23 protein-coding genes are annotated in these 24,537 nt (G+C 73.2%); 9 read left to right on the top strand and 14 right to left on the bottom strand.

Features of this window, described 5'->3' with window-relative positions; translation table 11 throughout:
* The first annotated feature begins 7 nt into the window (after positions 1 to 7).
* Entirely contained in the window at positions 8 to 1,519 is a 1,512-nt protein-coding gene (locus tag AD017_RS33715; protein ID WP_193408772.1) for a recombinase XerD, read from the top strand.
* A 160-nt stretch (positions 1,520 to 1,679) separates the two neighbouring features.
* On the opposite strand, the gene AD017_RS27070 is transcribed toward AD017_RS33715, so the two are convergent.
* Positions 1,680 to 2,711 carry a sensor histidine kinase KdpD gene (locus AD017_RS27070; protein WP_060575990.1) on the bottom strand — a complete coding sequence of 344 codons (1,032 nt, stop codon included), beginning with the start codon at positions 2,709 to 2,711 and terminating at the stop codon, positions 1,680 to 1,682.
* Positions 2,708 to 3,406 carry a response regulator transcription factor gene (locus AD017_RS27065; RefSeq protein ID WP_060575989.1) on the bottom strand — a complete coding sequence of 233 codons (699 nt, stop codon included), beginning with the start codon at positions 3,404 to 3,406 and terminating at the stop codon, positions 2,708 to 2,710. The genes AD017_RS27070 and AD017_RS27065 overlap by 4 nt, the downstream gene beginning before the upstream one ends.
* Positions 3,407 to 3,571: 165 nt before the next feature.
* Here AD017_RS27065 and AD017_RS27060 point away from each other — a divergent pair, with 165 nt between their 5' ends.
* The 4 genes from AD017_RS27060 to AD017_RS27045 are packed head-to-tail and all read left to right on the top strand — an operon-like array spanning position 3,572 to position 6,689.
* Positions 3,572 to 4,840 (top strand): molybdopterin-dependent oxidoreductase, encoded by a 1,269-nt coding sequence (locus tag AD017_RS27060; protein WP_060575988.1) that lies wholly within the window; start codon positions 3,572 to 3,574, stop codon positions 4,838 to 4,840.
* On the top strand, positions 4,840 to 5,301 hold the full coding sequence (locus tag AD017_RS27055; RefSeq protein WP_010244032.1) for a hypothetical protein: 462 nt from the start codon (positions 4,840 to 4,842) through the stop codon (positions 5,299 to 5,301). Before AD017_RS27060 ends, AD017_RS27055 begins: the two co-directional genes overlap by 1 nt.
* Entirely contained in the window at positions 5,298 to 5,996 is a 699-nt protein-coding gene (locus tag AD017_RS27050; RefSeq protein ID WP_082539092.1) for a DUF2064 domain-containing protein, read from the top strand. Before AD017_RS27055 ends, AD017_RS27050 begins: the two co-directional genes overlap by 4 nt.
* 27 nt (positions 5,997 to 6,023) lie before the next feature.
* Positions 6,024 to 6,689, top strand: a complete 666-nt coding sequence (locus AD017_RS27045; RefSeq protein ID WP_060575987.1) for a class I SAM-dependent methyltransferase — start codon at positions 6,024 to 6,026, stop codon at positions 6,687 to 6,689.
* Positions 6,690 to 6,701: 12 nt separating this feature from the next.
* Here AD017_RS27045 and AD017_RS35540 read toward each other — a convergent pair whose 3' ends face one another.
* From AD017_RS35540 to AD017_RS27000, 10 genes are all read right to left on the bottom strand, one after another.
* Entirely contained in the window at positions 6,702 to 6,863 is a 162-nt protein-coding gene (locus AD017_RS35540) for a hypothetical protein (protein WP_168170474.1), read from the bottom strand.
* 129 nt (positions 6,864 to 6,992) lie between these two features.
* Positions 6,993 to 8,615 carry a sulfatase gene (locus AD017_RS27040; protein ID WP_060575986.1) on the bottom strand — a complete coding sequence of 541 codons (1,623 nt, stop codon included), beginning with the start codon at positions 8,613 to 8,615 and terminating at the stop codon, positions 6,993 to 6,995.
* Positions 8,612 to 9,436, bottom strand: coding sequence for an ATP-binding cassette domain-containing protein (locus tag AD017_RS27035; RefSeq protein ID WP_060575985.1), 825 nt, complete (start codon positions 9,434 to 9,436; stop codon positions 8,612 to 8,614). Before AD017_RS27035 ends, AD017_RS27040 begins: the two co-directional genes overlap by 4 nt.
* Complete coding sequence (locus AD017_RS27030; protein ID WP_227012602.1) at positions 9,433 to 11,262, bottom strand: dipeptide/oligopeptide/nickel ABC transporter permease/ATP-binding protein; 1,830 nt, start codon at positions 11,260 to 11,262, stop codon at positions 9,433 to 9,435. Before AD017_RS27030 ends, AD017_RS27035 begins: the two co-directional genes overlap by 4 nt.
* Complete coding sequence (locus AD017_RS27025) at positions 11,259 to 12,200, bottom strand: ABC transporter permease (protein WP_060575983.1); 942 nt, start codon at positions 12,198 to 12,200, stop codon at positions 11,259 to 11,261. Before AD017_RS27025 ends, AD017_RS27030 begins: the two co-directional genes overlap by 4 nt.
* Positions 12,201 to 12,230: 30 nt before the next feature.
* A complete protein-coding gene (locus AD017_RS27020) occupies positions 12,231 to 13,703 on the bottom strand; it encodes an ABC transporter substrate-binding protein (protein WP_145984079.1) in 1,473 nt (490 codons plus the stop codon).
* 267 nt (positions 13,704 to 13,970) lie between these two features.
* On the bottom strand, positions 13,971 to 14,894 hold the full coding sequence (locus AD017_RS27015; RefSeq protein WP_060576642.1) for a formylglycine-generating enzyme family protein: 924 nt from the start codon (positions 14,892 to 14,894) through the stop codon (positions 13,971 to 13,973).
* Positions 14,895 to 15,000: 106 nt separating this feature from the next.
* Positions 15,001 to 15,852 carry a sugar phosphate isomerase/epimerase gene (locus tag AD017_RS27010; RefSeq protein ID WP_010244051.1) on the bottom strand — a complete coding sequence of 284 codons (852 nt, stop codon included), beginning with the start codon at positions 15,850 to 15,852 and terminating at the stop codon, positions 15,001 to 15,003.
* A gap of 59 nt (positions 15,853 to 15,911) precedes the next feature.
* The gene (locus tag AD017_RS27005; RefSeq protein ID WP_082398957.1) at positions 15,912 to 16,934 is read right to left on the bottom strand and encodes a Gfo/Idh/MocA family protein; all 1,023 of its coding nucleotides are present in this window, start codon (positions 16,932 to 16,934) and stop codon (positions 15,912 to 15,914) included.
* On the bottom strand, positions 16,931 to 17,758 hold the full coding sequence (locus AD017_RS27000; RefSeq protein ID WP_060575981.1) for a sugar phosphate isomerase/epimerase: 828 nt from the start codon (positions 17,756 to 17,758) through the stop codon (positions 16,931 to 16,933). The genes AD017_RS27005 and AD017_RS27000 overlap by 4 nt, the downstream gene beginning before the upstream one ends.
* Before the next feature lie 201 nt (positions 17,759 to 17,959).
* On the opposite strand from AD017_RS27000, the gene AD017_RS26995 reads away from it, so the two are divergent.
* From AD017_RS26995 to larC, 4 genes are all read left to right on the top strand, one after another.
* A complete protein-coding gene (locus AD017_RS26995) occupies positions 17,960 to 19,144 on the top strand; it encodes a Gfo/Idh/MocA family protein (protein ID WP_060575980.1) in 1,185 nt (394 codons plus the stop codon).
* Positions 19,145 to 19,260: 116 nt separating this feature from the next.
* Complete coding sequence (locus AD017_RS26990) at positions 19,261 to 20,262, top strand: LacI family DNA-binding transcriptional regulator (RefSeq protein ID WP_060575979.1); 1,002 nt, start codon at positions 19,261 to 19,263, stop codon at positions 20,260 to 20,262.
* An 86-nt stretch (positions 20,263 to 20,348) separates the two neighbouring features.
* Positions 20,349 to 21,737: a mannitol dehydrogenase family protein gene (locus tag AD017_RS26985; RefSeq protein ID WP_060575978.1), complete on the top strand. Its 1,389-nt coding sequence runs from the start codon at positions 20,349 to 20,351 to the stop codon at positions 21,735 to 21,737.
* A 3-nt stretch (positions 21,738 to 21,740) separates the two neighbouring features.
* Positions 21,741 to 22,955, top strand: coding sequence for a nickel pincer cofactor biosynthesis protein LarC (gene larC / locus AD017_RS26980; protein ID WP_060575977.1), 1,215 nt, complete (start codon positions 21,741 to 21,743; stop codon positions 22,953 to 22,955).
* A gap of 7 nt (positions 22,956 to 22,962) precedes the next feature.
* On the opposite strand, the gene larB is transcribed toward larC, so the two are convergent.
* Both larB and larE read right to left on the bottom strand, forming a co-directional pair.
* Positions 22,963 to 23,640 (bottom strand): nickel pincer cofactor biosynthesis protein LarB, encoded by a 678-nt coding sequence (gene larB / locus AD017_RS26975; RefSeq protein ID WP_010244065.1) that lies wholly within the window; start codon positions 23,638 to 23,640, stop codon positions 22,963 to 22,965.
* Positions 23,637 to 24,503 carry an ATP-dependent sacrificial sulfur transferase LarE gene (gene larE / locus AD017_RS26970; protein ID WP_060575976.1) on the bottom strand — a complete coding sequence of 289 codons (867 nt, stop codon included), beginning with the start codon at positions 24,501 to 24,503 and terminating at the stop codon, positions 23,637 to 23,639. The genes larB and larE overlap by 4 nt, the downstream gene beginning before the upstream one ends.
* Between the last annotated feature and the right edge of the window lie 34 nt (positions 24,504 to 24,537).

Below are 24,537 nucleotides of genomic sequence, written 5' to 3'. Positions count from 1 at the left end.
GACAGCGATGGATCCGGAGCCGAGTGGCCTGTCCCCTCGCTCGGCACAACGCGGACGGAAACGACTCGCAACCGGCGAGTACACCTGTGCACGCTGCCATCGGCAGACCACTCGACTGCAGGCCACATGGCCGGAGGGGCGGATCTGTTTCGTCTGCTGGTTCGACGCGATCCACACCCACGGAACCTGCCCCACCTGCGGCCAACAGCGCCTTCTTCCCGGCCCGCCGCCTGATCCGCCTGACTCGGGGCAACCGAGGTGCGCACCCTGCGCCGGCATCGACGACGACTTCCACTGCCAGCGCTGCGGCGACGAGGCCGGGCACTACCGCAGGACGCACTGCGCTCGCTGCGCCCTACGCGACGACCTCCACGACCTTCTCGGTGGGCAGCCCAGCCCTGATGAGCTCATCGCCCTCGTCGACGTGCTCTGCAGAGTCGAACGGCCCGAATCAATCATCGTGTGGAAGCGGTCCAAGAAGGTCGAAGCGCTCCTGCGAGCACTCGGTGACGGGTCGATTCCACTTTCCCACGAGGGCCTCGACACAATTCCCGGCCGGACCACCGATCATCTCCGGGCAGTCCTGGAGAACCGTGGCGTCTTGCCGTCCCGAGATATGCACCTGCATCGTTTCGAGCGCTGGATCGACACCAAACTCGACGGTTTGCCCGAGGACGTGCGCCAACCGGTCGAGCTGTTCGTCAACTGGCATCATCTTCGCCGCATCCGCGCTAAGGCGTCTACCGGTACGTCCACCCGCGGCCCAGTTCATTCAGCAAAGCAAGAAATCACAGAAACCATCAAATTCTTGACGTGGCTCCACGATACTTACCAGCGCACCGCCGCGACCTGCACCCAACCTGACATCGATGAGTGGCTCTCGTCGGGCCCGACCACAAGATCCTACATTCGAACCTTCTTCGTCGTGGCGAAGAACAGACGAATCAACACACGAGTTACCGTGCCACACCGATCACCACGAACGAGCCCATCGCTCAGTCAGGACCAACGACTGGCCTGGATCCACGAACTACTGACCGGCAGCAGCGAATCGCTCCCCTACCGCGTCGCCGGAATACTGCTACTACTCTATGCACAACCCCTGGTCAAGATCGCAGCCCTCCCCAGCAACCACATCAACGACGACCCGAATGGCATGAGCATCATTCTCGGGCAGCGGCCGACCGACGTTCCGGAACCCTTCGCCCAACTCCTACGCGACCACCTCGCCGACCGACCCAACTTACGAACCGGCGGCGGCCCAGACAGTCCGTGGCTGTTTCCCAGCACTCTCGCAGGCCAGCACCTACATCCGAACACAGTAATGAGCCATCTCCGCGACCTCGGCATCAACCTTCGAGGAGCACGCAACCGGGCCATCGGCGAACTCGTACTCGAATGCCCACCATCGCTCGTCGCGGAAGCGTTCGGCTACAGCTCCCACGTCGCCTTCCTCCACGCAGAGAAGGCCGCCGAACCATGGGCTCGCTACGCCGGCCGCCGCCTCGACGACCGCTAAGCCAGCAGCTCCGACGCCCTCAACACGGCCACACCGTGATCGAATACGACGAATCTTGATACGCAGGGTGTCGGGTAGTGTGAGTGTCCTCGCTTCCCCAGAGGGAGACTTCTTCCTGCCGTGGCCGGGTGTTCCATGGGCGCGCGCGGGCCCCGGCCTGTCAGGCGTTCCTGGGAGAAGGTGCGGTCGGCAGGGTCAGCTCGGCGCGGCATCCCGGCCCGTTGTTGACGACGCTGATCCCACCGTTCTGTGCGCCCATCAGGCCGCGCGCGATGGCCAGGCCCAGCCCCGCTCCGCCGTCCGCACCGGGTGTCCGGGCACCGGTACCGCGGTAGCCGACGTCGAAGATCCGGCCGAGGTCCTGCGGCGGGATCCCGCCGCACTCGTCGTCGACCCGCAGCCACGCGAGACCACCCTCGCGGCCACCGGCGGTGAGCACGACGGAGCCTCCGGCCGGGGTGTGCCGGACGGCGTTGGCCACCACGTTGCGCACCACCCGGGCGAGATCGGCGTCGCTGGCGTGCACCAGCGGCCAGTCCTCGGGCGCGATCGCCTGGACGTCGACCCCGGTGGCACGGGCGACGACCGCCTCGGCGGCCACGGCGTCGGAGGCGATCTCGGCGAGCGGGATCTGCCGCAGCCTCAGCTGCAGGGTTCCCGACGTGGCGCGGGAGAGCTGGAACAGGTCCTCGACCATGTCCGTCATCCGCCGCGTCTCGCTCTGGATCCGCCGTACGTAGTCCTGCACCTCGTCCGGCCGGTGCACGATCCCGTCGAGCACCGAGTCGGCCAGCGCCCCGATCCCGGCGAGCGGCGAACGCAGGTCGTGGCTCATGCCGGCGACCAGCTCGCGGCGGGACCGTTCGGAGCGGCGTTCGGCGTCCCGGGCCTCGTGCTGCCAGAGGGCCTCCCGCGCCAGGGTGCGCCCGAACAGCGTGCCCGCCGGCACCACGATCACGGTCACGACCAGGCAGGCGAGGAGCACGTCGCCGAGCTGGGGGGTGAACATGAACCCGCTCACCCCGACCACCCCGCTGAGCGTGGCGAGCAGCGGGACCAGCACGAGCGCGACGATCGCCGCGGTGAGCGAGCGCCGCCGCAGCATCCTCAGCACGATCCCCCCGACGACCAGCACCGGCAGGGAGAACAGGAGCGCGGCCGAGGCCGCCTCCAGCAGCTCGTCGGGCGTCATGGCCGGTCGGCAGGGTCGTAGCGGTAGCCGGTCCCCCAGATCGTCGCGATCCGCCGCGGCCGGTTCGGGTCGATCTCGAGCTTCTCCCGCAGACGTCGGACGTGGACGGTCACGGTGGACTGGTCGCCGTACTCCCAGCCCCACACCTCGGCGAGCAGCTCGGTCCGGGTGAAGGCACGCCCGGGATGGGCCACCAGGAACGCCAGCAGGTCGAACTCGCGGCCGGTGAGCGCGAGCGGGACACCGTCGAGGTGGGCCCGCTGCCCGGAGCGGTCGACGACGAGGCCGCCGTCCACGACCGGGCCCACGCTCGCCGCCTCCGGCGCCGACCGGCGCAGGACCGACCCGATGCGCAGGACCAGCTCGCGCGGGCTGAACGGCTTCACGACGTAGTCGTCCGCCCCCAGCTGGAGGCCACGAACCCGATCCTCCTCCTCACCGAGCGCCGTGAGGACGACGATCGGCAGCTGCGGGCGGCGCGCCCGCAGCTCCCGGCAGACCTGCAGGCCGTCCATCCCGGGCAACATGAGATCGAGCACGACCGCGTCCGGTGCGTGCTCGACGGCCCACCACAGCCCGGCCCGGCCGTCGGCGACCTCGAGCACGCCGTACCCGGCGTCGCCGAGGTAGCGGCGGATCACCTCACGCACGGTGTCGTCGTCCTCGACCACGAGCACCCGGGACGCCGACGGCATGGTGCCAGCCTAGGTCGTCGCGGCCGGGCCGGGCGTCACCGTCACCGTTCGGTAAGAAGTCCGCGCGGCACGAAGTCTTAGGGCTTTCTTACGAGATCGTCCGGCGCACCTCCGGGAACGCGATGCCTGCCTAACGTCCGGCGGCGACCCGCACTGGAGGACGTCGTGACACTCTCCCCCCATCGGCCCCGCTTCCGGAGCCCGCTCCGTGGTCCCTGGCTGACCTCGGTCCTCGGCCTGGTCCTGCTCGTCGGGCTGCCCGTCGTGGTGGTCACCGGGCTGCTCGACCACGTCGCCTACGGGCCTGGCCAGGGCATCCCGGGCGACGTCGGTCTGCTCCGGCTGCCGATCACCGAGTTCCCTACCGACCCCGCGTGGCTGTTCCGGCTCACCCAGGGGCTGCACGTCGGTCTGGGTCTGGTGCTGATCCCCGTCGTGCTGGCCAAGCTGTGGTCGGTCATCCCACGGCTGTTCGAGCGGCCGCCGGTGCGCAGCATCGCCCACCTCCTGGAGCGGGGTTCGGTGCTGCTGCTGGTCGGCAGCATCCTGTTCGAGACCGTCACCGGCGTCCTGAACATCCAGTACGACTACGTGTTCGGCTTCAGCTTCTACACCGCGCACTACCTGGGCGCGTGGGTGTTCATCGGCGCGCTCGTGGCACACCTCGTGCTGAAGCTCCCGACGATGGTGCGGTCGCTCCGTTCCCGCTCGCTGCGGACCGAGCTGCGGACGCCGCTCGCGGACACCCGGCCCGAGGAACCCGACGGGCACGACGGGGAGCCCGGCCTGGTCCCGACCGATCCCGCCGACCCGACCATGAGCCGACGGGGCGCGCTGGCGCTGGTCGGGGGCGGCTCGCCGCTGGTCGGGCTGCTGACCGCGGGCCAGACGATCGGTGGTCCGCTGCGGGACCTCGCCGTCCTGCTGCCCCGGGGGCGGGTGCCCGAGGGGATCCCCGGCAACGACTACCCGGTCAATCGCACCGCGGCCGCCGCGGCGATCGGTCCGGAGATGACGGGGGCGCGGTGGCGGATCGAGCTGACCGGTGGCCCGGCCGCGCTCCGCTACACGCGCGACGAGCTGCTCGCCGGGGTCGACGGCCTGCCGCTGCACACCGCCAGGCTGCCCATCGCGTGCGTCGAGGGCTGGTCGACCGTCGAGACGTGGACGGGGGTGCGGCTGCGTGATCTCGCCGCCCGTGCGAGCGTCCCCCGGCCCGGGTCGTCGTTCGTGGACTCCCTGGACGCCGGGCCGTTCGGGCGGGTGACGCTCACCGCGGCCCAGACGCTGCACGAGGACGCGCTGCTCGCGCTCCGGGTCAACGGGCACGACCTGAGCCTCGACCACGGCTTCCCGGCCCGGGTGATCGTGCCCTCGACCCCGGGCGTGCACTGCACCAAATGGGTGCGTTCGATCGACTTCCGGGAGGCCTGATGCGTGGGTTCCGAGCCCGCTACGGAGCCGGTCCGGGGCACCTGGCCCTGATGCTGGCCTGCCTCGCCCTCGCTGCGTACGCGGCGTCGTTCCTGCTCGGCGATCCGTCCGCGCTACGGATCGTGATCTGGTTCGTCGGGGCGGCGGTCGTGCACGACCTGCTGCTGTACCCGCTCTACGCGGCGGGCGACCGGTCGCTGACCGCGCTGCTCCCCCGCCTCCCCCGGCACGCGGTGCCGCTGGTCAACCACGTGCGCGTCCCCCTGCTGGGGGCCGGGCTGACGTTGCTGCTCTTCCTGCCCGGGATCGTCCGAACCGCCGAGCCGACCCACCTCGCCGCCACGGGTCTCGACCAGCAGCCCTACGCCGCGGCCTGGGGCGCCCTGGTGGCCGTGCTCGTGGCGACCTCGGCCCTCGTCTACGCCGTCCGCGTGCTGCTGGCGCGGCGGAGCCGGTCGTGAGCACCCCGGCGGCGCCGCCGCGCGCGGCGGTGCTGGTGCTGGCGAAGGCACCCGAACCCGGACTGGTCAAGACCCGCCTCTGCCCGCCCGCGACACCCGGACAGGCCGCCGGGATCGCGGCCGCCGCGCTGCTGGACACGCTCGACGCCACCACGCGCGTCCCGGGGTCGGCCACGGTGGTGGCACTCGCCGGGGACATCGGCCGAGCCGTCCGGGCGGACGCCCTGCGCCGCCGGCTGGGCCGGACGATGCGGATCGGCCAGTGCGGCGACGCGCTCGGACCGCGCATCGCGAACGCCCACGCCGACGTCGCCGCCCGGTGGCCCGGCCTGCCGACCGTGCAGGTGGGGATGGACACCCCGCAGCTGACGCCGGCGTTGCTCGACGAGGCGCTGACCCGGCTCGACCGGGCGGACGCGGCCCTCGGCCCCGCAGCCGACGGCGGCTGGTGGGCCGTCGCGCTCCGCGACCCCACCGCGGCAACGCTGCTGGCCGACGTCCCGACCTCCCGGTCCGACACCGGGGAGCGCACCATCGCCGCACTGCGCGCCGGTGGGCTGCGGGGCGCGGCGCTGCCCGAGCTGACCGATGTGGACACCATGGCGGACGCGCTGGCGGTCGCCGAGCAGGTCCCGGGATCCCGGTTCGCCGCCGCGGTCGGCGCCCTCACCGCCGGTCCGGTGACGTCCCCGTGAGCGGAGCGGAGGGGGGCGTCGTCGACGGTGTCCCCCCCGGTCCGCGCCGGCTTCGACCCGGTGCTGCGCGGGGAGGTGCCGCGCCTGGTCCGGGACGACGGCCGGGCGCTGTCCCTGGACCACGCCCGCTGGCTCGCCCGCGCGGACGGCGACGACGAGTGGCTGCTGCGTCGGTGCCGGGGACCGGTGATCGACCTCGGCTGTGGTCCCGGCCGGCTGACCGCCGCCCTGCACACCCGCGGGGTGCCCGCACTCGGGGTGGACAGCTCCCCCGTGGCCCGGGACCTCTGCCGCCGCCGGGGCGTGGCGATGGTGTGCGCCGACCTGTTCGGCGGGCTCCCCTCCGAGGGGACCTGGCGCCACGTCCTGCTGGCGGACGGCAACATCGGCATCGGGGGCGATCCCACCCGGCTGCTGACCCGCTCGGCCGCGCTCGTCCACCCGTCGGGCAGCGTGCTCGTCGAGGTCGACCCCGACCCCGCGGTCTGCTGGACGGGCACCGTGCGGTTGCACGGCGCCGCGGACGTCGGGTCGCTACCGTGGGCCGTCGTCGGTGCGGAGGGCCTGCGCCCGGCCGCCGCGGCGGCCGGGCTGCGGGAGGTCCGGCGGTCCCGCGTCTCGCCGGGCGGGCGGGCGTTCGTCGAACTCGTCCGGCCCCTCGAGGGCGGTGACCCGGTCAGGGGCTCGGACTGACACCGCTGTACGTCACGCGAGTCCGGAGCCGGGGGTCGCCGTCCATCGGGTCGACAACGGCGAACCCGTCGCCGCGGAGCTGAACCGGCGTTCGATCTGCGCCTGCTGCGGCTCGCCGAGGTACTGGGCGCCCGCTCCCCCGGCCTGGTCGACCCCGCGCCCGAACGCTGACACCCGGCGGCGGGCTACGCCGGCCGCTCCTGTCGTGACGTGGGTTCTGGGTCGTCGTTTCGTTGACGATTCGCTGGCGTCAATGGTTCATTGACACATGAAGGCTGCCGCCGGGCCCCGGACGGCACGACGTCACCCCGTCGCGACCTCCGCGCTGTCCACGAACCCCGGGCGGCAGGCCTTGACCCACACCCGACGGCCGGTGGGCGGCGGGGTCGCCGCACAGTGGATCCGCCAGTGCCGCCCGTCCTGCGGCGGGAGCCCGACGTCGTCGCCGGCTCCCCTGCCCGTGGCCTGCGGAGCAGGCGGTTCGTCGGTCCAGACGACGCACGCACCGGGCGTCGGTGACACCGGTACCCGGTCCGGTCCGGGTACCGGCACCGCCACTACCTCCCACTCCCCTGCCGGCCTCCACGCGGCGAGGAGATCGTCCTCGTCCTGCCCGGCGGCGTCACCGTGACGGGCGAGCCATCCGTCGACCGCCGCGCGGAACCGGGCGAGTATCGCCTCGTACTCCGGGAGACCGGCGAGGTTGCGCAGCTCGTGCGGGTCCGCGTCGAGGTCGTAGAGCTCCTCGGCGGGCTTCTCCGGCCCGACCAGCGCCCGCTGCGCGGGAGTGAGCAGGGTGCGCGGCTCTCCCTGTGTCCGCTGAGCGGACTCGTCACGCGCCAGCCGCCGGAGCTCGGCCCACGTGCCCAGCGCGTCCGGGTACTCCGAGTGCGGCATCGGGGGGCGTCCGGGATGGGTGTGCCGGACGTAGCGGTGGCGGTCGTCGCGGGCGCTGCGGCTGTGGTCCTCGATCTCCATCATCCGGTCGCGGCCCGCGAACACGTAGTCGTTCGGGCGGTCGACCAGCGACCCGTCCGGGCCCAGCAACGGGACACCGTGCATCGACGGGGGAACGCCGGCCCCGCACACCTGCAGCATCGTCGGGGCCAGGTCCATCAGGTGCACCGGATCGCCGTGCACCGCGCCCGGCGCCAGGTGACCCGGCCACCGCATGATCAACGGCTCGTGCAGCCCCGAGTCGTGGAGCCACCGCTTCGCGCGCGGCATCCCCGCGCCGTGGTCACTCCAGAACACCACCAGCGTGGAACCGGCGAGGCCGTCCGACTCGAGCTCGTCGAGCAGGCCGCCCACCCAGTGGTCCATCTCGGTGATCAGGTCCAGGTACCGCGCCCACGTCGTGCGGAACGCCGGGGTGTCCGGGTGGTAGGGCGGCAGCACGACGTCGTCCGGGTGGTGGCGGTCCTCCGGGCCGACGTGCGGGATACGGGCCTCGAACTGCTCGTCGTCCCCGTACAGGCGGGACTCGTGGGTGACGAGCGAGTGGAACGCCGCGAAGAACGGCACGCCGTCGGGCCGGTTCCGCCAGTGCGCGGACGGCGAGCAGTCGTCGAACGCCGACGGCGGCGTCGAGGTCTGGAAGTCGGTGAACCAGTTGTTCGTGGCGTAGTACCCCGCCTCGCGCAGGTACTCGGTCACGAACCGGACCTGGGGCGGCATCACCGCCTTCGTCCGCATGTGCATCGTCCCGATCGCCGTCGGGAAACAGCCCGTCATGATCGCCGACCGCGACGGCCCGCAGATCGGGGCCGCCGCGAACGCCCGGTCGAACCGCATCCCCCCGTCCGCCAGGGCGTCGAGGTTCGGGGTGCGCGCCTGCTCAGCCCCCGGATACACGCCCGCGTAGCAGCCCAGGTGCGGGTTGATGTCGTGGGTCGAGATCCACACGATGTTCGGGCGCCCGGTCATCGCGCGGCCGACGCGCGCCGCTGAGCTCGCCGCTCGGCCTGCCGGTCGGGGTCCGCCACCGGGGACGCGAGCAGCAGCGTCCGCGTGTACTCGTGCGCGGGATCGCGGGTGACCTGCTCCGCGTCGCCCTGTTCGACCATCTCGCCGCGGTACAGGACCGCGACCCGGTGGCTGACGTGGCGAACCACGTCGAGGTCGTGGGAGACGAACAGGTAGGCGACGCCGATCGCCTCCTGCAGCTCGAGGAACAGGTCGAGCACCCGGGCCTGGGTCGACAGGTCGAGCGCGCTGACCGGCTCGTCGCACACGATCAGCTTCGGACGCAGCGCCAGCGCCCGGGCGATCGCGATGCGCTGGCGCTGACCGCCGGAGAACTCGCGGGGCAGCCGGTGCATCGCGTCCTGCGGGAGATGGACGCGGTCGAGCAGCCCGGAGACCCGGCTGCGTGCCTCACCTCCCTCGATCCCCTGCACCTGCAGCGGCTCGGAGAGGGTGTCGCCGACCGTGCGGGCCGGGTTGAGCGAGCTGTACGGGTCCTGGAACACGACCTGCAGGTCACGGCTCAACGCCCGCCGGGTCCGGCGGTCGGCCGCCCCGATGTCGCGGCCGTCGAACCGGATCCGCCCCGAGGTCACCGGGGCGAGACCGAGGACGGCGCGCCCGATGGTGCTCTTCCCGGAACCGGACTCGCCGACCAGCCCGAGCGTCTCGCCGGCGCCGACCTGCAACGACACCCCGTGCAGGGCCCGGAAGGCGGGGCCGAGACGCTTCGTGCGGAACTCGACGACCAGGTCCTCGACGTCCAGGAGCGGGGTACTCATCGGGTCGCCTCCAGGTTCTCGTCCGCCGCCGCGGTCAGGCGGCCGCGCGGCGGCTTGTCGGCGAGCATCGCGTCGAGCAGCGACGCCGTGTACTCGTGGTCGGGGTCGCGCAGTATCCGTCGGACGTCGCCCGACTCGACCACGGTGCCGTCGCGCATGACCAGGACGCGGTCGCAGAGATCGGCGACGACGCCGAAGTTGTGGGTGACCAGGAGGACCGCCAGGCCGAGCCGCTCCTGCAGGTCCCGAAGGACGTCGAGGACCTCGGCCTGCACGGTCACGTCCAGTGCCGTGGTGGGCTCGTCGGCGATCACGAGGTCCGGTTCGCAGGAGATCGCACCGGCGATCAGCACCCGCTGGGCCATGCCGCCGGACACCTCGTGCGGATGGGACCGCATGACCCGGACCGGGTCGGCGATCCCGACGCTGCGCAGCAGCTCCTCGGCCCGGGCGGTGGCCTCGGCCCGGGAGACGCCGAGCAGGTGCGTCATCGGGCGCACGAGCTGGTACCCGATGGTGAAGGCGGGGTCGAGGTTGCTCATCGGTTCCTGCGGGATGTACCCGATGCGCCGCCCGCGCAGGGGGCGCAGCCGGTCCTGGTCGACGGCCACGTCCCCCGGTCCGACGGTGAGCTCGTCGTCGATCCGGATGGTCCCGCCGGTGATCAGCGCATCTCCGGGCAGCAGCCCGAGCACCGAGAACGCGGTCTGCGACTTGCCCGATCCCGACTCGCCGACCACGCCGAGGACCTCGCCGCGGTCGAGCGTGAACGACACCCCGTCCACCACCTGCTTCAGGGTCCCGTCCGCCTGCGGGTAGGCGATGCCCAGGTCACGCACCTCGAGAAGGTGACCGCCACCGTCCCGGGCGGTACCAGCCGACGCGGCGCGGCGACGCTCGACCGCCTGCCGGACGGCTCCGCCGGCACCGGCGGAGCCCGCACGGGCCGGGTCCTCCACCGCGTCGCGCACCGCGTTGCCGAGGAGCACCAGGGCGCTCGTCGTGACCGCGATCGCCAGGACGGGCCAGAGCAGGGTCATCGGGCCGTCGTAGACGCTGCGGAACCCCTCGTTGAGCATCACGCCCCAGGTGGGTACGGCGGCGTCGCCGAGGCCGAGGAACTCCAGTCCGGACTGGACGGCGATGGCGATCCCGCAGACCAGTGCGCCCTGGATGATCAGGGGCGCCCGGACGACCGAGAGCACGTGGCGGCGCAGGATGCGGGCGTCCGACAGCCCCGACACCCGGGCCGCGTCGATGTAGAGCTCGTCGCGCACCGCGCGTACCGCGGTGCGGGCCAGGCGGAAGAACCCGGGCGCCAGCATGATCCCGAAGACGATCATCGAGATCCACACCGACGGGCCCAGTGCGGCGCGCACCGCCAGCAGCACGATCATCGACGGCAGCGCCAGGATGATGTTCGTGACCCAGGTGCCCGCCCCGTCGATCCCACCGGCGTAGTACCCGGCGAGCAGCCCCGACGGTACGCCGACGGCGATCGCGACGGCCGCGCACAGCAGCGCCGCGAGCAACGTCGTCTGCCCGCCGTGCAGCAGCCGGCTGAGGATGTCGCGGCCCCCGCTGTCGGTGCCCAGCGGATGGTCGGCACCCGCGCCCGAGAGGATGTTGCGGATGTCGGCGTAGCCGGGCTCGAAGGGGGCCAGTACGTCCGCCAGCAGCACGCCGGCGACGATCAGCCCGAGGACGGTCGCGGCCGCCGCGCCGAGCGGGTTGCGGAGCAGCCGCCGGAGCACCTCGCCCCCTCGTCCGCGGGGTGCCGGGCCCGGTGCGGCGGGGGTGACGGGCGGGGTGGAGGGCTCGGTCATGCGACACGCACCTTCGGGTTGAGCCAGCCGTTGGCCAGGTCGACGAGCAGGTTGACCACGACGACGATCACCGTCGTGTAGGCGACGACCCCCATGACCAGTGGCAGGTCCCCCGTCGTGGTGGCCTGCACGGCGAGCGTCCCGACCCCGGGCAGCGCGAACACCTGCTCCATCACGACGACGGCGCTGAGCATGCCGATGAACTGCAGGCTCAGGACGGTCAGGCCGGCCGGGGCGGCGCTGCGCAGCACGTGCCGGACGAGGATCTCCCGCTCGGGCAGCCCGCGGCTGCGCAACGTGCGGACGTGGTCGCGGGACAGCTGGGTGAGCACCGCACCGCGCACCTGCTGGGCCGACGCGGCCACGCCGTTGATGAGCAGGGCGGTCATCGGCAGGGTCAGCGACACCACCCACGGTCCGATGCCGGCGCCGGGCGCGATCGTGCTCACCGCCGGGAACCAGGGCAGCGTCACCACGAACAGGCCGACGAGCAGCAGGCCGATGAGGAAGCTGGGCAGGGCGTCACCGATCGCGGCGCCGATCTGCACGGCGCGGTCGGCGCGGCCCCGGCGCACGGCCGCGGTCATGCCCAGGGCGGTCGCGATGACCCCGATCAGGACGATGGAGAGCAGGACCAGGGTCAGGGTGACCGGGAGCCGGGTCGCGAGCGCGGCGACGACCGTCTGGCCGTTGAACCAGGAGGCGCCGAAGTCACCGGTCAGGGCGGCCGCCCACCAGTCCACGAGACGTTCGAGGAGCGGTCGGTCGAGGCCGAGCTCGGCGTTCTTGGCGACGATCTGGTCAGGTGTCGCCTGCTCGCCGAGGATGTTCGCGGCGACGTCGTCGGTGGAGAAGAACAGCAGCAGGAACGTCAGGCAGAGGACGGCGGCGAGCACGACCACGCCCGACGCCAGCCTGCGGAGCAGGAAGGGCAGCACGGTGACCTCCGGGGTGCGACGGGGCGGCGGTCAGCCGGCCGGGTGGAAGTTGTAGATGGAGGGGACGACCTGGCCGATCTGCGGTTCGACGCGGACCTTCCCGCCGTCGAACGCGTAGGTGTTGCCCATCCGGGCCCACGGGGCGAACCAGGCCTGCTCGGTGACGTAGCGGGCCATCTCCCGCGCCTCGTCGACGGCGTCGGGCCCGGCCACGCGCAGACGGTCGAGGATCCCGTCGAGGCGGGGGTCCTCGGAGCGGAACGGGTTGTACAGCGTCTGCGGCACCAGCATCTGCTCCACCGCCATCCACGTCGGCCCCTGGAAGATCGGGAAGTAGGCGGCGGGCCAGCGCGCGCTGCCGATCTCCGACTGCGCCGCCTGGCCGGGCACGCTCGCGGCGCGCACGGTGATGCCGATGTCGGCGAGCGGCTGTACGACGAACGGGATGGCGTCGTTGGTGTTGGCGCTGAACGGCATGCTCAGGGTGAAGCCGTCGGGGTGGCCGGCCTCGGCCAGCAGCTCGCGCGCACGCTGCGGGTCGTAGCCGTAGTAGTCGTCGAGCGCGGGGTCGAAGGCCGTGCTGGCCTCACCGAAGACGTGGCTGGTCGGGGTGCCGTACCCGCCGAGCAGACCGTCGACGGCGACCTGCCGGTCGAAGGCGAGGTTGATCGCCTGACGCACGCGGACGTCGGCCAGCTCCGGGGCGACCGCGCCGTCGCGGTCGAACAGCATCAGCCCGGCCCAGTTGACGTCCCGGTTCACGATCTCGCGGCCGGCGTTCTCGGCCTGGGTGGTGTTGCGGGGCAGCAGCTGCGTCCCGTCGACCTGCCCGGCGACGAGCGCGTTGATCCGCGCCGTCGGCTCGGCGAGCACCTTGAGCACGACCTCGTCCCACTGCTGCAGCGAGGGGTCCCAGTAGCCGTCCCGGGCGCGGAACACGTACCGGTCACCGGTCACCGAGCGGGCCTCGTCCATGACGTAGGGGCCGGACCCGACCGGGGTGCGGTCGAGGGCGGGGTCCCCGAGCGCGGCGGGGCTCGCGATCATGCCCGCGGCCTGGCTGAGGTAGAACTCGAGCGCCGGGTTCGGCTGCGCGAGCTCGATCTCGACCCGGTACGGCCCGGTGACGCGCACCTCGGCGACGTCGGCCGTCTGGACGGCCTGCGGTCCGTTGGCGGTCCGGAAGTGCTCCAGGCTCGCCCGCACCGCCTCGGCGTCGAGCGCCTCGCCGTCGCTGAAGGTGACGCCCTCGCGGATGGTCAGCGCGAGTGTCGTCTGCGTGTCGTCGGTGTAGCCCCACGCGGTGGCGAGCATCGGCACGAGCGTCCCGTCCGGCTCGCGCCGGATCAGGGTGTCGTAGGCGGTCTGGAACGCGACCAGGCGGTGCCCGTTGTGGCCCTGCCCGGTGTCCCAGGTCGCGACGTCCTGGACCTGGCCGATGTTCAGGACACCGGCCGGCGAGGCCGGGGTCCCGATTCCGGCACACCCGGCTGCCGCCAGCATGCCCACCACCGTGACCAGGATGGGAAGAACTCTTCGGCCTGACCTCATCGTCAACAACCTCGTGTGGGTACTGAGGGTCCGGATGCCCTCTCGGGTTCGTGCGGACCGCGCGTCGGGGCGCGTGGGGGGATTACGGCACGGGATCGAACGGCGCTTCAACGGGTTGCCAGCAGTTGCAGGGCCGCGCCGCCGGTCCGCACGGGACGGCCCGCCACGGCGTCCACCGTGGCCGGCAGGCTCGGTCGCCCGGCGCCGGAGCTGCAGCGGTCAGCTGCCCGGAGCCCCCTCCGCAGGGCACGCGACGTCCCAGGCGACCCGCAGCCCGAGGTGACCGGCGGCGCTGTCCGGGGTGTTCGCGGTGCGGGCGGCGACCCGGTAGCGGTTGCAGTAGGACTCGTGGCACAGGTACGAGCCACCGCGCATCACCCGCGCGTCCCCGCTGCGCGGCCCGAAGTGGTCGGCGCACCATTCCCAGACGTTCCCGGCCGTGTTGTGGAGGCCGTAGCCGTTCGGGGCGAACGCCGTCACGGGCGCAGTGGCCCGGTAGCCGTCCTCGGCGGTGTTGCGGACCGGGAAGTCGCCCTGCCAGATGTTGCACCGGTGCTCGCCCGCCGGGGTGAGCTCGTCGCCCCACGGGTAGCGCGCGCCCTCCAGGCCGCCACGCGCGGCGTACTCCCACTCCGCCTCGCTGGGCAGCCGCCCGCCGACCCACGCGGCGTAGGCGCGGGCGTCGGCGTGCGACAGGTGGACGACCGGGTGGTCGGCCCGGTCGCCGACGGTGCTGCCGGGGCCCTCCGGCGCAGACCAGGTCGCGCCCGTCACCCCGGCCCACCAGGGGGTCTGCTGCGGGCGCGGGCTGGTCCGGCGCAGTGCCGCGGGCAGGAACCCCACGAACACGAACGACCAGCCGATCCGCTCGGTCTCCGTCACGTAGGAGGTGGCGGCGACGAACTCGGCGAACCGGGCGTTGGTCACGGCCACCGTGTCGATCAGGTACGGGCCGACCTCGACCCGCCGGGCGGGCCCCTCGCCGTCGGTGCCGTAGCCCTCGGCGGAGTCGGTGCCCATCAGGAACGACCCACCCGGGACCTCGACCGCGGTCTCGGGGACGTCGCGCGCACCGGAGCCCCCCGGCGGCGCGGGCGCCACGGAGGTGTCCCGCGGGCCGGGAACGCAGCAACCACCGCTCATGATCGCCTCATTGTGCACGGCGTCCGCACACACCACCGGCAGCGGTCCGTGGGCGCGAGACCTCCGACGGGAGGGTCCAGGTCCCCGCCGCGGGCGGCCGCACCGGTCAGATCAGGTGCCCGTAGCCCAGCGCGACGAGGTTCTCGCGGGAGGTCCGGAGGCAATCGTAGGGGTCGCGGCCGTACTGCTGGTCCTGCTCGATGAACAGGTACTCGGCACCCGAGTCCAGCGACTGGTCGATGATCTCGGCCCAGTCGAGGTTGCCCTCGCCGACCTCGGCGAACTGCACCACGTCGGTGAAGGAGCGCATGAACCCGGCCCGGTCGCCGTCGGCCAGGGCGTCGAACGCCGACGGGTCCAGCTCGCCGATGCGGTAGTCCTTGAGGTGGACCAGGTCCACCAGGCCGGCGTACTGCTGCAGCGTGCGGACCGGGTCGCGGCCACCGCGCTGCACCCAGTGCACGTCGATCTCGAGCCGCATCGTCGGCGCCTCGGCGCGGATGACGTCGAGCAGCGTGCTGCCTCCGCGCCTGGCGAACTCGACGTGGTGGTTGTGGTAGTAGAGGGTGATCCCCTCGTCGGCGAGCCGCGCGGACACCTTCTCGGCCCGGCCGCAGAACTCCAGCAGCGCCTCGTGCGAGGCCATCGCCGGGTACGGCATCATGCCGATGCGCAGCCGCGAGGCGCCCAGGGCCTTCGTGTCCGCGACGATCTTGTCGAAGTCGTCCAGGAGGGACTCGTTCGGGCCGCCGCCCATGCCGGCGGACAGCGCCCCGAAGTCGATGCCGAGCTCGTCACGGGCGCGGACCATCTCGGCCACGTTCTCCGGGGTCATCGCGATCTGGGAGACCTCGACCGCGGAGAAGCCGGACTCCGAGAGCCGGCGCAGGACCTCGTGGGGCCCGACGTCCTCGACGTGGTTCTTGAGCATCATCATCTGGACGCCGATCGTGGGCATGGGTTCCCCTTCAGCACGGAGGTCGGGTGGGGTGCGGGTGGGCGCGGCCGGGCCGGTCGTCAGCCGGTGGCGGTGTGCCGGATCCGGCCGATGCCGCTCCGGGCGTAGACGTCGGTGAGGATGCGCAGCGATTTCATCGCCTCGCGGGGGCCGATCCAGAACGGCTCGTCGTCGCCCAGCCGGGCGTAGAAGTCCCGGATCAGGTGCTCGTGGGACACCCCCCAGTAGGAGCGTCCGTTCAGCGCGGCCCGTCGTTCCGGCACGGTGTGCACCGTGCCGTCGGCCCGGGTCACGGTGAGGTCGCCGCGGATCGACAGGCTGCCCCGCTCGGCGGTGACGTCGATGGTGACCGGTGCGTGGACGACGTTCGCGAGGGAGCCGACGACGACGCTGCGGGCCCCGCCGTCGTGCGAGAGCAGCATCTCGGCGGTGTCCTCGACCTCGATGAGGTCGCCGTAGAGCCGGGTCGAGGCGCTGCCGGACACCTCGACGACGTCCCCGGCGAGCCACTGCACCAGGTCGATGGTGTGGATCGCCTGGTTGATGAGCAGCCCGCCGCCCGCGGTGGCCCACCGCCCGCGCCACGGCTTGGCACGGTAGTAGTCCGGGGTGCGGGTCCACATGACCGTCGCGACGGTGCCGAGCACCGCGCCCAGCTCCCCGGAGCGCAGCATCTCGTGCGCGGCCTGCGCGGTGGCGTTGTAGCGGTTCTGGAAGCACACCCCCACCCGGGCACGACCGCGCCCGGCGGCCGCGACGAGACGCTCGGCCTCGTCGACGGTGTGCGCGAGCGGCTTCTCGAGGAGTACGTGCACCCCGGCGTCGAGTGCGTCGAGGGCGACCGGGACGTGCTGGTCGTGCGGTGTACAGACGTGCACCACGTCCGGGCGAGCGCGGGCGAGCAGCGTGCGGTGGTCGGCGTGGCCCGGGACGCCGTGGCGCTCGGCGGTCGCCGCGCGGGCGACGGGATCGGTGTCGCAGACCGCCACCAGCTCGATGCCCGCCTCCCGGGCGATGGCGTCGAGGTGCACCGGCGCGACGTCGCCGCAGCCGATGACGGCCGCCGTGGTCACCGCGTTCACCGGTACTCGATGCCCTCGGCGCCGAGCAGCCCGGTGAACGCCTCCCAGGCCTCGATGAACAGCTCGGGTCCGGAGAATCCGCCGAGGCTGTGGGCCTGCGACAGGTGCGGTTCCAGGGAGAAGAAGCCGTCGAAGCCGTCCGAGCGGAGCGCGCGCAGGGTCTCGACCATCTCGCCGTCGCCGCGACCGGCGGGGCGGACCTCGCCGTCGGCCAGCAGCGCGTCCTTGATCTGGACGTACTCCAGGTAGGGGCGGACGGCGGCGTAGGCCTCGGTGAAGGGCCGCACGCCCACCTGGACGAAGTTGGCGGCGTCCCACGCGGCGCGCAGGTTCGGCGACGCGACGGAGGCGAGGATGTCGGCGCAGCGGCGCGGGACGTCGCCGTAGATCTCCTTCTCGTTCTCGTGCACGAGGATCACCTCGCGCTGCTCGGCCAGATCGGCCAGGGCCCGCATCCGGCGCAGCACCTCGTCGCGGTGGCGGTCCGGGTCGTCACCAGGGCTGACGAAGAAGGAGAAGACCCTGACGTAGGGGGCGCCGAAGTGATGGGCGACGTCGAGGGCGTGCCGGGCCCGGTCGAGGTGCGCGGTGAAGTCCTCCTCGACGTGGATCTTGCCGATCGGGGAGCCGATGCTCGACACGGCGAGTCCGGCGTCGTCGACGATCCCCTTCGCCCGGGACAGCGCGCCGGCGTCCAGGTCGAGCACGTTCGTACCCCAAGCGCTGCGGAACTCCAGGTGGGACATGCCGAGCTTGCCGAGTAGCGCCACCTGTTCGTCGAGGTCGGAGGAGATCTCGTCGGCGAAGCCCGAGAGTGTCCACATGTTTCCGGTTGCTCCTCACTGAGCGCTGTTCGGTCGCACGATCACCGTGACCGCTGCCCGGTGGCACCGCCCACTTGTTCCCACTTGTTGCATCGGTGCCTGGCTACGGTGCGACGGAACATGTGGCAACCCGTGGCCGTCCACCCCGCGCTCCCCCACCGTGGTCGCCGTCACGAAGCCGTGCACGAGGGAGGTCCACGCATGTCCGGAGAGGTCCGGCTCGGAATCATCGGATTCGGGGCGCAGGGATCGATGTACGCCTCCTTCATCCGGGACGGCAGGGTCCCCGGGATGGAGATCGGCGCGGTCGCGGACACCGACCCGGACAGGCGCGCGACGGCCTCCAGCGAGTACGGGGTACCGGTCCACGAGGACTACCGGGCGCTGCTCGCCGGCGGTGAGGTGGACGCCGTGGTCACCACGGTGCCGCACTACCTGCACCCCGAGATCGGCATCGCGGCCCTCGAGGCGGGCCTGCACGTGCTGGTGGAGAAGCCGGCCGGTGTCTACACCGGGCAGGTCGCCGAGCTCAACGCGTGCGCCGCCCGGCACCCCGAGCTGACGTTCGCGATCATGTTCAACCAGCGCAACAACCCGCTCTACCAGCGGATCAAGGAGATCGTCGACGCCGGCGAGATCGGCGCGATCCGCCGGACGAACTGGATGATCACCACCTGGTGGCGCCCGCAGGGCTACTACGACCAGTCCGCATGGCGCGCCACCTGGGGCGGCGAGGGCGGCGGTGTCCTGGTCAACCAGGCCCCCCACCAGCTCGACCTGTGGCAGTGGATCTGCGGGGTCCCGCGCTCGGTCTACGCCAAGGTCGCCTACGGCTTCCGCCGCGACATCGCCGTCGAGGACGAGGTCACCGCCGTCGCCGACTACGGCGACGGCGTCACCGGCACCTTCGTCACCGCCGTGCACGACATCGAGGGCACCGACCGGCTGGAGATCCTCGGCGACCGGGGCCGCATCGTCGTCGACGGGTCGAGGACGGCGACCGTCACGCGCCTGGTCGCCGACGAGCGCGAGCTGTCGGAGTCGATGTCGGCCGAGGACGTCCGCAAGCTCTTCACCGGCAAGCTGGACCGCAGCACGTACTACTCGCGCGAGGTCCTCGAGTTCGATTCGGTCTGGGGTGCGCAGCACACCGGCGTCCTCGCGAACTTCGCCGCCACCATCCTCGACGGGACACCGCTGCTCGCGGCGGGCAGCGACGGGATCGACGGCGTCCGGCTGGCCAACGCGATCCACCTGTCGAGCTGGCTGGGCCGGGAGGTCCCCCTCGACTTCGACGAGGACCTCTACCTCGCAGAGCTGAACAAGCGGATCGCGGCCGAGGGCTCGTTCCCCGAGCGCGCCGGAGGCGCCGAGCCCGCCCGGTGACCCCGGGTCGGCCCGGGTCGCGCGGTCCCGGGCTCTGATAGCTTCCCGGCGACCCACCCGCTCCGCGCAGCGACGGCGATCCGGCCCCAGCGCACCGACCAGCCGGAGGAGAAGGCTTGGGGACGCGGCCCACGATCTACGACGTCGCCGCCGCCGCGGGCGTGGCGCCCTCGACGGTGTCGCGGGCACTCGCCCGGCCGGGCCAGGTCAGTACCCGCACCGCGGAGAAGGTGCGCAGGTCCGCCGAGGAACTGGGCTATCGCCGCCTCGCCGTCAACGCCCCGATGGACTCCGCGCCGACCGGTGTGTTGCTCCTGGTCACCTCCGACATCAGCAACCCGTTCGTGTTCGAGCTCGTGCACGGTGCCGAGGACGCCGCATTCGATGCCGGACTCGCCATCGCGGTCGCCGACTCCCACGAGTCGGGCCCGCAGGAACGGGCGCTCGTCGAGCGGGCACTGCCCCGGGTGGACGCCGTCGTGCTCGCCAGCTCGCGGCTGTCGGACTCGGCGATCCGGGTACTGGCCAAGCAGAAGCCGACGGTCGTCCTCAACCGTGCGGTCCGCGACGTCGCGAGCGTGTCCACGGACTACGGGCCCGCGGCGCGGGCGACGATCACCCACCTGCGGGAGCTCGGCCACGACGCCGCCGAGTACCTGGGAGGCCCGGCCGCGTCGTGGGCCGACGGCGCACGGGGGCGGGCGTTGCTGGAGGCGTCCCGCGCGGCCGGGGTGACCCTGCACCGCAGCGGGCCGGCGGCGCCGACGGTCGAGGGCGGCATCCGTTTCGCCGAGGGCCTGTCCGACCGGCCGCCGACGGCCGTGATCACCTTCAACGACCAGATGGCGGTCGGCGTCGGGCGCGGGCTGGCGGCGGCGTCGCTGTCGGTGCCGGCCGACGTCAGCGTGGTCGGCTTCGACGACACCGTGCTGGCCGGTCTGGTCCTGCCGAACCTCACCAGCATCGCCACCCCGCTGCGCACGATCGGGCGGACCGCGGTCACCACCGCGCTGTCGTCGATCGACGGCACCGCCCCGGAGCCGCTGTCGGTCGAGATGCCCGCGCGGCTGGTGGTCCGGGAGTCGACGGGCCCGCGTCGCGCCCGCATGGCGGTGTGAGCAGCACGCCCCGGCAAGAGGTGGCAACCCGTTGCCCACGGGCCGCCGGGCGGGCGACGGTGGCCCCGGCGAGGACGGGAGCACAGGTGACCACCATTCAGACGCCGGGCCGCGGACGGCCCGGCAGCCGCGCCGCGGCACCGATCGGGATCGTCCACGTCGGACTCGGGAACTTCTTCCGGGCCCACCTGGCCTGGTACACCGAGCACGCCCCCGACCGGGACCGGTGGGGCATCGCGGCCTTCAGCGGGCGCAGCGTGGAGCTCGCACGGGCCCTGCAGGCCCAGGACGGGCAGTACACCCTGCTCACCCGGCACCCCGACGGTCCGTCGTTCGAGACCGTCTCCAGCCTCTCGGCCTGCCTGCCCGGCGCCGAGCACGACGGTTTCCTCCGGCTGGTCGCGGACCCGCGGACCCGGGTGCTGTCGCTGACGGTCACCGAGGCCGGCTACCGGCGCGGCCCCGGCGGGGGGCTCGACCACTCCGACCCGCAGGTGGCCGCCGACCTGGCGGCGCTCGCCCGGTCGTGGACCGCGCCGGTGGGCAGTGTGCCCGCACGGCTCGTCGCGGGCCTCGCCGCCCGGCGCGACGCCGGCGCCGGCCCCTGCAGCGTGCTGTCCTGCGACAACGTCGACGGCAACGGGGAGATGGTCGCCCGCGTCGTGCACGACGCCGCGGCCGCGGTCGACCCCGGGCTCGCCGACTGGATCTCCGGCACCGTCGCGTTCCCGTCGGCCATGGTCGACCGGATCACCCCACGCTCCGAGGAACGGGACCTCGACGAGGTGCACCGCGGCACCGGTGTCCGTGACCGGGCGCCGGTGAGCACCGAGCCCTTCAGCGAGTGGGTCCTCCACGACGACTTCCCCGGAGGCCGCCCACGCTGGGAGGACGCCGGCGCGGTCTTCGTGACCGATGTGACCGTCCACGAACGCCGCAAGCTCCTGATGCTCAACGGCGCCCACTCGCTGCTGGCCTACGCCGCACCGGCCCGCGGTCACGAGACGGTGGCCGAGGCGATCGCCGACCCGGTCGTGCGGGGGTGGGTCGAGGCCTGGTGGGACGTCGCCGGCCGGCACGTCCCGCTGCCCGGGGCCGAGCTCGCCTCCTACCGGGACGCCCTGGTGACCCGGTTCGCCAACATCGGCATCCGGCACCGGCTGTCCCAGATCGCCGCCGACGGGTCCCAGAAGCTGCCCGTGCGGGTGCTGCCGGTCCTGCGTGCCGAGCGCGCCGCCGGCCGGATCCCCGGGCCCGTGCTGCGGCCCCTCGCGGCCTGGCTGCTGACCCTGCGCCGTGGCACGGGCGCGGGCGACCCGATCGTCGGCACGCTCACCACCGCCGCCGCGGGCCCGATCCACGAGGCGGCACCGCGGGTGCTGGAGATCCTCGACCCCGGCCTCGCCCGCGACGAGGACCTGGTGGCGGCCGTCGTCGCCCACGTCGACGACCTCGCCGCATCGACGGGAGGCTGAGTCGTGCCCGTCGCGTGGATCGACGCGAGCTCCGGCGTCGCCGGGGACATGCTGCTCGGCGCACTGCTCGACGCCGGCGCCGACCTCGAGCGGGTACGCGGCCCGATCAGGTCGCTGATCCCGGGCGAGGTCACCGTCGACGTCGGCGAGGTGCGGCGCGGTGGGCTGCGGGCCACCCGGGTGGAGGTGCGCAGCACCGCCGACGACCACCCGCACCGGTCCTGGGCCGGCATCCGCGAGCTGCTCACCGGCAGCGACCTCCCACCGGACGTGCGGGAGCCGGCGCTGTCGGTGTTCTCGGTGCTGGCCCGGGCGGAGGCGCGGGTCCACGGGGTCCCGGTGGAGCAGGTCCACTTCCACGAGGTCGGGGCCTGGGACTCGATCGCCGACGTCGTCGGGACCTGCGCCGCCCTGGCGGACCTCGGGGTGTCGGCGGTGTCGGAGGTGACGGCGAGCCCGGTCGCGCTGGGCTCGGGCCGGGTACGCACCGCGCACGGTCTGCTGCCGGTACCGGTGCCCGCGGTGCTCGAGCTGAGCCGCGGCTGGCAGGTCGGCGGCGACGGCGACGGCGAGCTCGCCACACCGACCGGGATGGCGCTGCTGCGCGGGCTCGCCGGTGGCTGCGGCGCGATGCCGCGGATGACCGTCGGGCGCACCGGGTACGGCGCGGGGGCGCGGGACACCGACGGTCGGCCGAACGTCGTCCGCGTCGTCCTCGGCGAGCCCTGCCCGGCGACGCGCCCGGGCGGGCAGGACCTGCTCGTGCTGGAGACCAACGTCGACGACATGGACCCCCGGGTCTGGCCGGAGGTGCTGCGGTCGCTGCTCGAGCGCGGTGCCGCGGACGCCTGGCTCACCCCCGTGCTGATGAAGAAGGGCCGCCCGGCACACACGCTGCACGTCCTCACCGACCCCGGGCGGGCCGACGAGCTGCGGGCGTTCGTGCTGCGCGCCACCTCGACGCTGGGCGTCCGCCAGTGGCCCGTGGCCCGGCACGCGCTCGACCGGACCTGGGCGACGGTCACCGTCGAGTCGGCCCCGGTACGCATCAAGCTGGGCGTCGAGGACGGCCGGATCGTGCACACCGCACCCGAGTACGAGGACGTGGCGGCCCTGGCCGCGGCACGTGACCTGCCGCTGCGTCAGGTGCTCGAGGCCGCGGTGGCCGCCGCCGACGCGAGCGGGCTCCGGCCGGGCGGGCCCGTACCCGCCGGCTGACCGGCCCTCAGTGCGGGGCCGCGATCTGCGCGGCCAGGTGGCCCGCGCCGTAGCCGTTGTCGATGTTGACGACCGCGACACCCGGTGCGCACGCGTTGAGCATGGTCAGCAGCGCCGCCACCCCACCGAACGACGCCCCGTACCCGACCGAGGTCGGGACCGCCACGACCGGCGCCGACACCAGCCCGGCCACGACCGTGGGCAGCGCACCGTCCATCCCGGCCGCCACGACGATCGCGCGGGCCCCGCGCAGGGTGTCCTGATGGGCGAGCAGCCGGTGCAGGCCGGCCACGCCGACGTCGGCGACGAGCTCCACCCGACGGCCCAGGTGGGTCGCGGTGACGACCGCCTCGCGGGCCACGGGCAGGTCCGAGGTGCCGGCGGAGAGGACGACCACCCGTCCGCCGGCGGGCTCCGGCGGCTCCGCCGGCCAGGCCAGCATCCGGGCTTCCGGCTCGTGCCGGGCGTCGGGCGCGACGTCGAGGATCACCGCGGCGTGGTCGTCGCCGGCGCGGGTGAACAGCGTCGGCATGTCGCGGGCGACGATCTCGCGGGTGATCGCGCGGACCTGGTCGGTGGTCTTGCCCTCGCAGAACACGGCCTCGCCGTGGCCGCGGCGGGCCTCGCGGCCGACGTCGAGCCGGGCGAAGTCGCCGACCGGTGCGACGTGCTCGGGCCCGGTCACCGCGCGGACACCAGGGGAAGGGTGAAGGCGCCGGACTGCAGCCCGGCGAGGTCGACCGTGACGAACCGGAACCCGGCATCGCGCACGGCGGCGAGCACGTCGGTGCGACGCGGCCCCAGCGCGTCCGCGATCAGGTCCTCGGACAGCTCGACCCGCGCCACCTCGCCGTGGTGGCGCACCCGCACGTCGTCGAACCCGAGCGCGCGCACCGCCCGCTCGGCGCGCTCGATCTGCGCCATCTTGTCCTCGGTGACCTGCTCGAAGTGCGGGATGCGCGACGCCAGGCAGGGTGCGGCGGGCTTGTCGGCGTTCGGCAGGCCCATCGCCCGTGCGATCCGGCGCACCGCCGGCTTGTCGAGCCCGGCGGACGCCAGTGGACGCAGGACGCCGTGCTCGGTCGCCGCGCGGGCACCCGGCCGGTCGGCACGCCGAGTGTCGTCGAGGTTCTCCCCGTACGCGACGACGTCGAGGTCGTGCTCGGCGAGGACGGTCTCGTCGATGGTGGTGAACAACGTGTCCCGGCACGCGTAGCAGCGGTCCGGGCCGTTCGCCCGGTAGTCGGGCCGGTCGAGCTCGGCCGTCGCGACCTCGACGAGCTCGACGCCGGTCGCCGCGGCGACCCGGTGGGCGGTGGCCCGTTCGTCGGCGGCGAGGCTCGCCGAGACCCCGACGAGTGCACGGACTCGTTCCGGCCCGAGGGCGTCGGCGGCGAGGGCGAGCAGCGTGGACGAGTCGACACCGCCGGAGAGTGCGACCCCGACGCGGCCGGCGCCGCGCAGCTCGTCGCCCACGCGGCCTGCCGCCGCCCGGTCGGCGGCGCCGAGGCTGTCGCGCCACCCGTCGGTCACCCTGTCGTGGCTCATCCACCTGCTCCTCGCCCGGCGTCCGCGGCTACGG

The organism is Pseudonocardia sp. EC080619-01, assembly GCF_001420995.1.
Classification (GTDB): domain Bacteria; phylum Actinomycetota; class Actinomycetes; order Mycobacteriales; family Pseudonocardiaceae; genus Pseudonocardia.
The sequence above is the reverse complement of the archived record's forward strand: the minus strand, read 5'-3'. Positions and strand labels throughout refer to the sequence as shown.

Bases quoted from the DNA above. Each gene is read 5' to 3' on its own strand.
- AD017_RS27030 (WP_227012602.1), bottom strand. From the start codon at position 11,262: ATGACCGAGCCCTCCACCCCGCCCGTCACCCCCGCCGCACCGGGCCCG.
- AD017_RS26995 (WP_060575980.1), top strand. From the start codon at position 17,960: ATGTCCGGAGAGGTCCGGCTCGGAATCATCGGATTCGGGGCGCAGGGA.
- AD017_RS27065 (WP_060575989.1), bottom strand. From the start codon at position 3,406: ATGCCGTCGGCGTCCCGGGTGCTCGTGGTCGAGGACGACGACACCGTG.
- AD017_RS27055 (WP_010244032.1), top strand. From the start codon at position 4,840: ATGCGTGGGTTCCGAGCCCGCTACGGAGCCGGTCCGGGGCACCTGGCC.
- AD017_RS27015 (WP_060576642.1), bottom strand. From the start codon at position 14,894: ATGAGCGGTGGTTGCTGCGTTCCCGGCCCGCGGGACACCTCCGTGGCG.
- AD017_RS33715 (WP_193408772.1), top strand. From the start codon at position 8: ATGGATCCGGAGCCGAGTGGCCTGTCCCCTCGCTCGGCACAACGCGGA.
- AD017_RS27000 (WP_060575981.1), bottom strand. From the start codon at position 17,758: ATGTGGACACTCTCGGGCTTCGCCGACGAGATCTCCTCCGACCTCGAC.
- AD017_RS27070 (WP_060575990.1), bottom strand. From the start codon at position 2,711: ATGACGCCCGACGAGCTGCTGGAGGCGGCCTCGGCCGCGCTCCTGTTC.
- AD017_RS27020 (WP_145984079.1), bottom strand. From the start codon at position 13,703: ATGCTGGCGGCAGCCGGGTGTGCCGGAATCGGGACCCCGGCCTCGCCG.
- AD017_RS27035 (WP_060575985.1), bottom strand. From the start codon at position 9,436: ATGAGTACCCCGCTCCTGGACGTCGAGGACCTGGTCGTCGAGTTCCGC.
- AD017_RS27010 (WP_010244051.1), bottom strand. From the start codon at position 15,852: ATGCCCACGATCGGCGTCCAGATGATGATGCTCAAGAACCACGTCGAG.
- larE (WP_060575976.1), bottom strand. From the start codon at position 24,503: ATGAGCCACGACAGGGTGACCGACGGGTGGCGCGACAGCCTCGGCGCC.
- AD017_RS27040 (WP_060575986.1), bottom strand. From the start codon at position 8,615: ATGACCGGGCGCCCGAACATCGTGTGGATCTCGACCCACGACATCAAC.